This window comes from Amycolatopsis nalaikhensis (assembly GCF_030264295.1).
Taxonomy (GTDB): domain Bacteria; phylum Actinomycetota; class Actinomycetes; order Mycobacteriales; family Pseudonocardiaceae; genus Amycolatopsis; species Amycolatopsis nalaikhensis.
The window spans coordinates 3,831,313-3,843,131 of the sequence record NZ_CP127173.1 but is presented as its reverse complement, the minus strand read 5'-3'; the positions used below and the strand labels follow the sequence as shown (position 1 = coordinate 3,843,131).

General features: G+C 69.8%; 9 protein-coding genes. 1 reads left to right on the top strand and 8 read right to left on the bottom strand.

Annotation, left to right across the window (positions count from 1 at the left end; translation table 11 throughout):
- Window positions 1-149 precede the first annotated feature (149 nt).
- The 8 genes from QP939_RS19105 to QP939_RS19070 form a co-directional block, all read right to left on the bottom strand.
- Window positions 150-1,697 (bottom strand): phytoene desaturase family protein, encoded by a 1,548-nt coding sequence (locus QP939_RS19105; protein ID WP_285458134.1) that lies wholly within the window; start codon window positions 1,695-1,697, stop codon window positions 150-152.
- 69 nt (window positions 1,698-1,766) lie between these two features.
- A complete protein-coding gene (locus QP939_RS19100; RefSeq protein ID WP_285458133.1) occupies window positions 1,767-3,170 on the bottom strand; it encodes a GH1 family beta-glucosidase in 1,404 nt (467 codons plus the stop codon).
- A gap of 31 nt (window positions 3,171-3,201) precedes the next feature.
- A complete protein-coding gene (locus tag QP939_RS19095) occupies window positions 3,202-4,191 on the bottom strand; it encodes an ABC transporter ATP-binding protein (RefSeq protein ID WP_285458132.1) in 990 nt (329 codons plus the stop codon).
- The gene (locus QP939_RS19090) at window positions 4,188-5,171 is read right to left on the bottom strand and encodes an ABC transporter permease (protein ID WP_285458131.1); all 984 of its coding nucleotides are present in this window, start codon (window positions 5,169-5,171) and stop codon (window positions 4,188-4,190) included. The genes QP939_RS19095 and QP939_RS19090 overlap by 4 nt, the downstream gene beginning before the upstream one ends.
- Window position 5,172: 1 nt before the next feature.
- Window positions 5,173-6,153 carry an ABC transporter permease gene (locus tag QP939_RS19085; RefSeq protein WP_285458130.1) on the bottom strand — a complete coding sequence of 327 codons (981 nt, stop codon included), beginning with the start codon at window positions 6,151-6,153 and terminating at the stop codon, window positions 5,173-5,175.
- Complete coding sequence (locus QP939_RS19080) at window positions 6,150-7,217, bottom strand: ABC transporter ATP-binding protein (protein WP_285458129.1); 1,068 nt, start codon at window positions 7,215-7,217, stop codon at window positions 6,150-6,152. The genes QP939_RS19085 and QP939_RS19080 overlap by 4 nt, the downstream gene beginning before the upstream one ends.
- Before the next feature lie 17 nt (window positions 7,218-7,234).
- Window positions 7,235-8,905, bottom strand: coding sequence for an ABC transporter substrate-binding protein (locus tag QP939_RS19075; RefSeq protein ID WP_285458128.1), 1,671 nt, complete (start codon window positions 8,903-8,905; stop codon window positions 7,235-7,237).
- A gap of 205 nt (window positions 8,906-9,110) precedes the next feature.
- Window positions 9,111-10,298: an ROK family transcriptional regulator gene (locus QP939_RS19070; protein ID WP_285458127.1), complete on the bottom strand. Its 1,188-nt coding sequence runs from the start codon at window positions 10,296-10,298 to the stop codon at window positions 9,111-9,113.
- 119 nt (window positions 10,299-10,417) lie between these two features.
- Here QP939_RS19070 and QP939_RS19065 point away from each other — a divergent pair, with 119 nt between their 5' ends.
- Window positions 10,418-11,653: an ROK family transcriptional regulator gene (locus tag QP939_RS19065; RefSeq protein ID WP_285458126.1), complete on the top strand. Its 1,236-nt coding sequence runs from the start codon at window positions 10,418-10,420 to the stop codon at window positions 11,651-11,653.
- Window positions 11,654-11,819: the final 166 nt, after the last annotated feature.

The following is an 11,819-nucleotide window of genomic DNA, read 5'->3' as shown; positions in this document are numbered from 1 at the left end:
TTTTCGGTCGAGGTGCCGCGGGTCTGATCTCGGTGCGGACGGTCATCGCTACCCCCTGGGTCGGCTACCCGTCCGAAGGTAGGGACGGCCCGCGGCCCGAACCATGGGGCGAGCCACCGGCGCCGGAGTGGGGTGCGCCCCACCGCCGATCAGCCGAGCAGGGCGCGCGCGACGATGTAGCCGGAGGCGCCGTTGACGCCGTGGCCGGGCCAGGTGGCGGCCCCGAGCATCCACAGCCCGGGCACCGGGGTGCGGTGCGGCGGCTGGCCCGGCAGGGGCCGGAAGAGGTAGCTCTGCGCGAGGTCGTGGCTGCCGCCGAAGGGATCCCCGGGACCGCAGTTGCGGTTGGCGCGGGCGAGATCGTCGGGCGCGACGAGGTGCATGCCGAGCACGCTGCCCGGGACGTTGGGCGCGTAGCGGGCGACTTGCGCCAGGACGCGGTCGGCGAAAGCCGCCTTGACACCGGGAGTCCAGCCGGCGGCGTCGATCTCCCCGGCGGCATCGCCCCGCGGGTGCGTCGGGACGTCGAGCAGCTGCAGCCTCGCGGTGGCTTTCCCAGCCGGAGCCCTGCTTCTGTCCACATTGGACGGCACGTCGAAGGCGACGGTCGGTTCGGCCGGGAGCAGGCCGCGTGTGGCTTCGTCGACCGACCGCGAAAGGGCGTCGAGGCCGCCGCTCAGGTGGGGTTCACCGGCACCGTGCAGGCGTTCGTCGTCGAAGCGCGGCGGTTCGGACAGGGCGAGGTGGAGCACGAAGCAGCCGCGGCCGTAGCGGTACCGCCCGGCTTGGGCGCGAATCGTGGGCGGGACGACCTGTTCGTCGGCCAGGAGTTCGAGGTAGAGCTGGTCGGGGTTGACGGAGGCGAGCACGGCCCGCCGGGCGTGGACGACCTCGCCGTCCGCGAGCCGCACACCGCGGGCGTGGCCGTCCTTGAGCAGTATCCGCTCGACTTTCGTGCCGGTGCGGACGGTGCCGCCGTGCTTGGTGATCAGTTCGGCGAGGACCTGCACGAGCCGTTCGCTGCCGCCCGCGGGAGTCGGCATCCCGGCCATGCTGAGCGCGATCTGGCAGAGGAGGACCCAGAGGCCGCTGTTGGCTTCGTCCGGGCCGCGGCCGAGGTGCAGCGCCCACGGCGCGAGGGCTGCCTTGAGCACGGGCGAGGTGAAGGTCTGGGTGAGGAGGTCGCGCGCGGTGAGGGTGAAGAGCTGGGCGAAACCGCGGTCTTCGAAGAGTTTCTTGATCGTCCGAGCGGATTCCCGGCTGCTCAGCTCGGCACCGAGCAGCTCGAAGATCGGTCCGACGTGCGGTTCGAAGTCCTTGAGGAGGGCAGCGAAGGCGGGACCGTCGCCGAGCCGTTCGGCCTCGGCGAGGTTCTCGCCGGGATCGGTGGAGAGGACGGCGCTGCCCTCGGGCGTCGCCACGCCGGACCAGTACCGCGGCCGGCGGTATTCGAGCCCGAGTTCGGTGAGTTCGGGCGCCAGGGCGGCGTAGGCCGGACCGGCGGTGAAGAGGAGGTGAGCCGAGGCGTAGACGTCGTGCTTGAAGCCGGGGAGGGTGAGTTCCTCGGTCCGGACGAGGCCGCCGGGCCGGTCGTGTTCCTCCAGGACCAGTACCCGCCAGCCGTCCCGGGCGAGGAAGGCCCCCGCGACCAGGGCGTTGTGCCCGCTCCCCACGATCACCGCGTCCCATGCGTCCATGGCACGAGTTTGGGGAGGGTGGAGTCCCGGCCACCAGGGACCACGGTCCCATGGTGGCCGGGAACGACCTCAGCTCCCCCGGACCCGCCGCACCGTATCGCGGTAGAAGTACCCGCTCTGCTTGATCGTCCGCTCCTGCGTTTCGTAATCCACCCGGATCAACCCGAACCGCTTGGCATACCCGTAAGCCCATTCGAAGTTGTCCAAAAGGGACCAGGCGAAGTACCCGCGCACATCCGCTCCGGCTTGACGAGCCGCCGCCACGGCCGCGATGTGCGACGCCAAGTACGCCGTCCGCTCCTCGTCGCGCACGAAGCCCGACGAGTCCGGGTCGTCGTCGAACGCCGAGCCGTTCTCCGTGATGTACATCGGCACGCCCGGGTAGTCGCGGCCGAGGCGGGTCAGCAGCTCCGTGAACTTGTCCGGCAGGATCTCCCAGCCCATCGCCGTCGTCGGCTCGCCGAACGGGACCACCCGCGACGCCGGGACGCCGTCCGCGTCCACCGAAGCGCCGTTTTCGTCCACTCCGGAGAACTGCTGGCCGAAGTAGTAGTTCACGCCGAGGAAGTCCAGCGGCGTCGAGATGACCGACAGGTCCCCGTCCTGCACCGGGAGCCGCACTCCGCGCGCGGCCAGGTCGTCGACGACGTCCGCCGGGTAGCGGCCGTGGACCAGCGGGTCCAGGTAGATCCGGACGCCGAGGCCGTCGGCCTGGCGGGCCGCGCGGACGTCCTCCGGCGAGTCCGTCGCCGGGTCGGCGGTGCACATGTTGAGCGTGATGCCGAACTGCGTGTCCGCCGGGGCCGCCTCGCGCATCCGCTGGACCGCCAGCCCGTGACCGAGCAGCAGGTGGTGGACCGCGTGCAACCCGGCCGCGTAGTCACGGCGTCCCGGGGCCATCACGCCGTGGACGTACCCGTGCATCGCCGAGCACCACGGCTCGTTCAGCGTCGTCCAGTGCCGCACCCGGTCCTTCAGCGCGTCGAACACCAGCATCGCGTAGTCCGCGAACCGGTACGCCGTGTCGCGGGACGGCCAGCCGCCCGCGTCCTCCAGCTCTTGCGGGAGGTCCCAGTGGTACAACGTCAGCCACGGCGTGATCCCGCGGCTGAGCGTCTCGTCCACCAGCCGGTCGTAGAACCCGATGCCCGCCGGGTTGACGCCGCCGCGACCGCGCGGCTGGACCCGGGGCCACGCCACGGAAAACCGGTACGTGTCCGCACCCAGCTCGTCGACCAGCGCGATGTCGGACGGCATCCGGTGGTAGTGGTCGCACGCCACGTCGCCGGTGTCGTTGTTGTCGATCGCCCACGGCACCTGGCAGAAGGTGTCCCAAATGGACGGTGTGCGCCCGTCTTCGGCGACCGCTCCTTCGATCTGGTACGCGGCGGTGGCCACGCCCCAGCGGAAGTCCGGCGGCAGGGTGTCGATCAACGCCTGCTGCTCGGCGGTCGCGGCTGTGGTCTCGGTCAAGGCTCTCCTCCAGAGGTACCGGACAGGGCGTTCAAGGAGCGACGGGGTGCAGCCAGCACGCCACCTCGCGCGCCGCGTCGCCGGGCGTTCCCAGCAGCGGCACGCGGTCGGGGCACGGCTCGAAAGCCTTGGGGCACCGCGGGTGGAACGCGCAGCCGGACGGCATCCCGCGCGTGTCCGGTGGCGAGCCGGGGATTCCGGCCAGCTCTCGGCGCGGCCCCCGCAGCGCGGGGAACGAGTTGAGCAGGCCGTGGCTGTACGGGTGCAGCGCGTCCTTGTACAGGTCGGCCGCCGGCGCCTGCTCGACGATCCGGCCGCCGTACATGATCGCGATCCGGTCCGAGAACTCCACCAGCAGCGAAAGGTCGTGCGTGATGAACAGGACCGAGAACCCCAGCCGTTCGCGCAGTTCCACGAGCTGGCCGAGGATCTGCCGCTGCATGACGACGTCGAGCGCGGTCGTCGGCTCGTCCATGATGACGATCCGCGGCTCCAGCGCGAGCGCCATCGCGATCATCACGCGCTGGCGCATGCCGCCGGAGAGCTGGTGCGGGTACGCCTCCAGCCGATCAGCGGAGATCCCGACCAGCTTGAGCAGGTCGCGGGCCCGCGCCACCCGGCCCGCTTTCGTGGTGCGCGGTTCATGCGCCTTGATGACGTCGACCAGCTGCGTGACGACCTTGTGCACCGGGTTCAGCGAGTTCATCGCGCCCTGGAACACGATGGACGTCTCCGCCCAGCGGAAGTCGCGCAGCTGCTTGTCCGTCAGCTTGAGGACGTCGTAGGGCTCGCCGTCCGCGGGGTGGTAGAGCACCTCGCCGCCGCGGATCACGCCCGGGGGCGCCAGCAACCGCGTCAGGCCGTAGGCCAAAGTGGACTTCCCGCTGCCGCTTTCCCCGGCCAGGCCGAGGACTTCGCCACGGTGCAACGTCAAGTTGACGTCCCGGACCGCGCGCACGGCTTCGTCACCGACGCCGTAGTCGACGTCCAGTCCCTTGATCTCCAGAACCGGGTCCATCATGGCTGTTCCTCTCGCCCGAGCACGGGCGTGAAGCCCACCCGCATGCGGTGCGTCCGCCCGTCGGCGCCCTTCACGCGCGCCTTGCCGCTGCCGCGCAGCCGCGGGCTGACGAACTCGTCGATGCCGAAGTTGAGCAGGGACAACGCCGTGCCGAGGATCGCGATCGCCAGCCCGGCCGGCACGAACCACCACCACGCGCCCTGCGCGAGCGCCTGCTGGCTCTGCGCCCAGAACAGGATCGTGCCCCAGTTCCAGTTGGACAGCCCGGAGACGCCGACGAACGCGAGCGTGATCTCCGACATCACGGCGAAGATCACCGTGCCGACGAAGCTCGACGCGATCACCGCGGTCAGGTTCGGCAGGATCTCGAAGAAGATGATCCGCCACGTCGACTCGCCGGTCGCCCGGGCCGCCTCGACGTATTCCCGGCCGCGCAACGAAAGTGTCTGCGCTCGCAGCACTCGCGCGCCCCACGCCCACGACGTGAACCCGATGATCACCGCCACCAGGATGTCGCCACCGGTGGGCACCGCGCTGCCGATGATGATGATCAGCGGCAGTGCCGGGATCACCAGGAACACGTTGGACAGTGCGGAGAGACCTTCGCCCGGTGTGCCGCCCAGGTACCCGGACGTCACGCCGACGATCACCGCGAGGATCGTCGCCACGATCCCGGCGGCCAGCCCGACGAGCATGACGCTGCGGGTGCCGACCACCACCTGGCTGAAGATGTCCTGGCCGAGGTGGGTGGTGCCGAACCAGTGCCGGCCCGACGGCGATTCGAGCAGGTCGCTGCTGCGCGCCGACGGGTCGTACGGCGCGATCCAGTCCCCGATGACCGCGATCACCAGGAAGAAGACGATGACGCCGAGGCCGGTGGCGGTCTTGCCGCCGGTGAGGAACCGGAAGCGGCGCCGGCGGGCGACCGCTTCGAGCGGGAGGGCCTGGGCGGCCTTGACGTCCGCCGCGGGTACGGCCATGTCAGCCCTCCTTCCGGGTGCGGGGGTCGAGCGCGAGGTAGGCGACGTCGGCGACCAGGTTCGCCACCAGCACCGAGAGCGTGATGATCAGGAAGATGCCCTGCATCAGCGGGTAGTCCTGGGAGCCGACGGCCTGGAACAGCTGGTAGCCGACGCCCGGGTAGGAGAAGACGATCTCCACCAGCAGGGTGCCGCCGACGATGAATCCGAGGGCGAGCGCGAATCCGGACACGCTGGGCAGCAACGCGTTGCGCGCCGCGTACCCGACCATCACCCGGCGTTCCGGCAGGCCCTTGGCGTGCGCGACGGTGACGTAGTCCTCCGACGCGACGGTGACCATCATGTTGCGCATCCCCAGGATCCAGCTGCCCATCGAGCTGATCAGGATGGTGATCGCGGGCAGCAGGCTGTGCTGGATCGCGCTGCCGATGAACGAGCCGTCCCAGCCCGGGATGGTGCCCGGGTCGTAGCCGCCGGACGACGGGAAGAAGCTGCCCGGCCCGGCCAGCAGCGTCAGCGCGATCAGGCCCAGCCAGAAGTACGGGATCGACGACAGGAACGTCGTCACCGGCAGCAGGCCGTCGACCCACGAACCGCGCTTCCAGCCGGCGACCACACCGAGCCCGGTGCCGATCGCGAAACCGACGACCGTGGTGATGCCGACCAGGATGATCGTCCACGGCAGGCTGTCGCCGAGCAGGTCGGACACCGGCGTCGGGAAGAACGTGAACGAGATGCCGAGGTCGCCCCGGAAGAGCTGGCCCCAGTAGTCGAAGTACTGGGAGAGCAGGCTTTCGTTCTTGTCGAGTCCGAACAGGACGTACAGTGACTGGATCGCGTCCGCGCTGATCATGCCCTGGTTCTTCGCGATCAGGGACTGCACCGGGTCGCCGGGGATCAGCCGCGGGATGAAGAAGTTGATGGTGACGGCGGCCCACGCGGTGAAGACGTAGAAGGCCAGCCGCTGCAGCAGGTACCTCATCCGGCGGCCCCGTCGTAGAGCCAGCACGCGGCCCAGTGCCCCGGCGCGTCGTCGACGTCGAACCGCGGCGGCAGCTCGGTCTTGCACCGCTCCATCGCCACCGGGCAGCGCGGGTGGAACCGGCACCCGGACGGCGGGTCGATCAGGCTCGGCGGCTCGCCGGACCCGCGTTCGGCGGGTGTCTCCGCGGGGTCGCCGCCGCCCGCGATCCGGTCCGGGTCGGGCGCGGATTCGATGAGCAGCCGGGTGTACGGGTGCGCCGGCCGCTGCGTGATCGTCTCGCTGTCGCCGCCTTCGACCATGCGTCCCGCGTACATCACCATCGTCTCGTCGGCGAAGTAGCGCGCCGACGCGATGTCGTGCGTGATGTACAGGATCGCCAGGTGCAGGCGCTCCTTGAGGTCCCGCAACAGGTTCAGCACGCCGAGCCGGATGGAGACGTCCAACATGGACACCGGCTCGTCGGCCAGCAACGCCTCCGGGTCGGCGCCCAGCGCCCGCGCGATCGCGACGCGCTGGCGCTGCCCGCCGGACAGCTCGTGCGGGAACTTGTCGATGTACCGCTCGGGCGGCGTCAGCTGGACGCGCGCCAGCAGCTCGTGCAGCGCCTGGTCGAGGTCGTCGCCCGCCCGGCCGTGGATCTTCAGCGCCCGCGTCAGGTGGTAGCGCACGGTGTGCACCGGGTTCAGCGACGCGAACGGGTCCTGGAAGATCATCTGCACCCGGCGGGCGTAGGCGCGGAACGCCTTGCCGTGCTTGACGTTCACCGTCTCGCCGTGCAGCCGGATGTCGCCGCCGGTGCGCGGGTAGAGGCCCGCGAGCAGCCGCGCGACCGTCGACTTGCCCGAGCCGGACTCGCCGACCAGCGCGGTGACGCGGCCCCGCCGGAGCGTCAAGGTGACGTCGTCGACAGCCTGGACGCTGCGGCGCGGGCCGGTGAGCGCGGCCCGCCCACGACGCCGGACCGGGAAATGCTTCGTGAGCCGCTCGGCCTCGAGGACCACGGGGAGGTCCCCCTCCGACCCGACGGCGACGGGGTCGGAGGGGGACTGCTCGGTCGTCACAGCTGATTCCGCCATCGTCAGGCCGCGGGCTTCAGGTGCAGGACGATGTCGAGCGCGTTGCGCAGCGTCGGCTGCGCCGGGCCGTACGGGTTGGCGTCGTCGGGCCAGCCGACCCAGTTCTTCGTGCTGTACTCGCCGCCGGAGTTCGCCGCGGACGTCGGGATCATCGGCTGCTGCTCGATCATGATCTTCTGCAGCGTCGCCATGGCCGCGGTGCGGGCGGCGTCGTCCTCGGCGTTCGCGTACGTCTCGAGCACCTTGGTCGCCTCGTCGTTCTTGTAGCGGCCGTAGTTGCCGTTGATGCCACCCTGGCCGGTCGGCTTGTAGCGGTTGCCGTCCATGACGTCGCGGTACATGTCGTACGGCGTCTGGCCGTCGTTGGTCCAGTGCATCAGGCCTTCGAAGTCACCGGTGTCGACCGACTTCATCCACGCGTCCTGGTTCATCTTCTCGACCGTGGCGGTGATGCCGATCTGCGCCAGGTTGTCCTTGATGATCTCCAGGTCGGTGATGTAGTCCGACCAGCCGGACGGGACGGTGAGCTTGATGGTGACGGGCTTGCCGCTCGGGTCGGCCAGCTTGTCGCCGGTGAACTTGTAGCCCGCGCCGGTCAGCAGCGCCTTCGCGCCAGGGACGTCGACCTTGACCGACTGGCCCTTGTACTGCGGCGCGATGAAGGGGTCGCCCGCCGGGGTGGGGATGCCGGTGACCTGGTCGTTCTTCGGGTAGAAGTAGCCGGCCTCGCCCTGGTTGAAGATGTCGTCGCGGTTGATCACCTTGTTGACGGCCTGGCGCAGCTTCGCGTCGTTCCACGGCGCCTTTTCGGTGTTGAACCACAGGCCGTGGACGGCCAGCTGCGCGGGGAACCACAGCTTGTAGTGCTGCGGGTCCTTGTTGGTGTAGACGGCCTTGTAGTTCGGGATGAACACGAAGCTCCACTCGGAAGCCCCGTTGACCAGCGCGTTGACCTGCGCGTTGTTGTCGGTGTAGGAGGTGTAGCGGATCTCCTTAACCTTCGGCGCCTCCTGCCAGTAGCCGCTGTCGCGCCGCACGACGATCATCGTCTGCGGGGTGGCCGACTTCAGCGTGTACGGGCCGGTGCCGATCGGGTTCTTGACGAGGTCCAGCGCCGGGTCCTTGACGTCCTTCCAGACGTGCTTCGGCACGACCAGGGTCTGCAGGATCTTGACCTGGTTGACGAACTGCGAGTTGTCGAAGCCGAGGGTGACCTGGTTGCCGGCCGCACTGATGTCCTTGTACGGGACGGCGTCGACGTTCAGCGCCTTGTTGTCGCGCAGCAGCTGGAAGGTGTAGGCGACGTCCTCGGCGGTCATCGGCTGGCCGTCGGAGAACTTGACGCCGTCACGGACGGTCAGGACCAGCTTCTTGAAGTTGTCCGACCAGTCCCACTTCGTGGCCAGCCACGGCTTCCCCGGCTCCTGCGGCTTGACGCGGTTGTGCATGACCAGGGGCTCGTAGATCATCCACCGGTAGCCCATGTTGGACAGCGCGGAGGTCTCCAGGAACGGGTTGTTGTTCTCCGCCTGCGGGCCGTCGGGCTTGCCGACGTTGAGCACGGCGTCGGGGTTGCCCTGGCCCGCGCTCGAGCTGCCACTCCCGCACGCGGTCAGCCCGCCTACGGCCATCACTGCCACGAGCGCTGCGACCACTGCGCGCTTGACTCGCATCGGTCCTCCTAGTCATCGACGAGTAACTCCGTGTCGACTGGTAGCGAGCCCCGACCGCCGGCGACCGAACGACGTCCCGAAGTCAACCCGGGTGACTCGGGTCACGTCAATAACACGGCGGTAACATTTTGTGCCTAAGTTTAAGTACTAAAAGAACTGGCGGTCTGGACCTGTTGACGGAACTCCTCCTTGCGACGCAAGGGTTTCAGCCGGTCCGGCCCCCGCTGGCGAGCAGCTGGGCGATGGGCAGCGTCGCCGCGCCGAGCGCGACCGCCTCGGGCCCGAGCCTGCCGAGGACGACTTCGGTGCGCTCGGCGAGATAGCCGAGCGCGTGCCGGCGCACGGCGTCGCGGACCGCGGGCAGGATCGCCGGTCCCATGATCGCCCCCGCCGAACCGGACAGCACCACCCGGTCGGGACTGAGGAGGTTGATCAGGTTCGCGATGCCGATCCCGAGGTATTCGCCCGTCTCGGCGAGCACGTCGGCGGCCGGTCCCGGCTCGCGGGCCTCCTCGACGATCCGGGCCAGTTCCGCGTCGCTTTCATCCCCGATGACCGGTTCCCGGCCGACGCGGTCGGCGTAGTGGCGGACGACGGCCTCGGTGCCGACGTAGGCCTCCAGGCAGCCGTGCGAGCCGCACCGGCAGGCCGCGCCACCCGCCTTGACGACGGTGTGGCCCCACTCGCTGGTGGTGATCCCGGGGTGCGACGGCCCGGCGGTGGCGACGGCGGCGCCGACCCCGACGCCGAGCAGGGCGACGATGGCGCGTTCGGCGCCCCGGCCGGCCCCGCGCCACGACTCGACCTGGCCGAGCGTGCGAGCGCGGTTGTCGAGGTGCAGCGGTGCCGCGATGTGGGGGTGGATCAGGTCGGCGAAGGCCACGCCGCGCCAGCCGAGGGTGGGCGCGTGCACGATGCCGCCGTCGCGGACCGCGCCGGGCACGCCGATGCCGACGCCGAAGACCGCGTCCGGTTCGCCGCCTTCGAGAACTTCGGCGATGCCGGTGCGCACCAGCCCGGCCACTTCGTCCGGATCCAGCCGGGTGCCGACGAGCGGGTGGCGGACGGTGCCCAGGGTGCCGAGCGCGCAGTCGAAGAGGCCGACCTCGACGTGCGTTTCGCTGACGTCGACGCCCACGACGTGCCCGAACTCCGGGCGCACGGCGAGTAGCGTCCGAGGCCGTCCGCCGTCGGATTCGACCGACCCGGCCTCGGCGACGACGCCGTCGGCGATGAGTTCGGAGACGACGTTGGTAACGGTGGCGGCGGACAGTCCCGATTCAGCTACCAGTTCCAGTCTGCTGACCGGGCCGCGGAGGTAGAGGGAGGAGAGGAGCGCCGCGCGGTTGTGCCGCCGGAGGTCTCGGGTCGTCTGGCGCACCACCTGGGTCACCTGGGGGATTCTGCCAGACACCACCGGTTCGAGACTTAGTTCACCACTTAATACATAGCCACAACTTACGGTGATCAGGCATCCTGGTCGAAGCCGGTAAGAGTTCAGATGGGTTGCCCATGGCGAGCAAGCGCACCACCGTCCGTGATCTGCGGCGGCACAACCGTTCCCTGCTGCTGTCGAAACTGTACTTCGACGGCCCGCTGTCGCGGCACGAACTGAGCCAGCTCACCGGATTGAGTGCGGCGACGGTCAGCAACGTGACGGCGGAGCTGGGCGAGGAGCGCCTGATCACGGAGGCGGGCCAGGTCGAGTCCGACGGCGGAAGGCCCCGGGTGCTGCTGCGCGTGGACCCGGCGTACGGGCACGTGGCGGGCGTCGACATCGGCGAGACGGGCGTCAAGGTGGAGTTGTTCGACCTGGCGATGAACCGGTTGGCCACGGTGGAGCACCAGCTCCCGAAGGCCCCGGACCCGGCAACGGCGGTCGAGCAGGTGACATCGGGGTTGCGCGAGGTGTTCGCGAGCGCGGGCATCGAGGAGTCGGCGGTGCTGGGGGTGGGCATCGGCGTCCCGGGAACGGTCGAGCAGGGGGCCAGGGTGCTGGTCCACGCGCCGACGGTGGGCTGGGACGCGGTGCCGTTGGTGTCGCTGTTGCAGGACGCGGGGGTTTCCCTCCCCTTGTTCGTCGACAACGGCGCGAAGACGCAGGGCCAGGCGGAGATGTGGTTCGGCGCGGGCCGGGGGGCGCGCCACGCGGTGATAGCGCTGATCGGCTCGGGCGTGGGCGCGGCGGTGGTGACGGACGGAACGACGTACCGAGGCTCGACGAGCAGCGCGGGCGAGTGGGGCCACACGACGATCGCTTACGGCGGGCAGGCTTGCCGGTGCGGGTCGCGTGGGTGCTTGGAGGCGTACATCGGGGCCGGTGGGGTGCTGGCTCGGTACCGGCGGGCTAGAGGGAAGGACGTTCCCGGGGAGGATGAGCAGGCTCAGTTCGCTGCGCTGCTCGAGGCGGCTTCGAAGTCCAAGACCGCTTCGCGGGTGCTGGATGAGACTGCCGGTTATCTCGGGGCGGGGATCGCCAATTTGATCAACTTGTTCAACCCCGAGCGGATCGTGATCGGCGGGTGGGCCGGGTTGGCTTTGGGCGAGTCTTTGCTGCCGAAGATCCGCGCTGCTGCTGGGGAGCATGCTCTTCGGCATCCGTTCAGCCAGACTTCGATCCAGCTGGGGTCTTTGGGGTTGGACGCGGTGGCCACCGGGGCGGCTACGTTGCCGGTGGCTGATCTGCTGGAGCAGGGGGCTACCTCACGGGTCGCCAAACCGGGGGCTCCGGACTCCGACGCCGCCTGACAGCTGGTTCGCCGCGGGGCGGGTTCGCCCAAAGCAGCTCGAGCCGGGCGGCTCCAGCTGGGGTCACCCTAGGCGGCTCGAGTCGGAGCGGTTCGCCTTTCGCGCGGGGCCCGCCGAGCCCGCACAGAGCTTCACGCCCGCCGAGCAAGGCCGCCCCCGAGCAGAG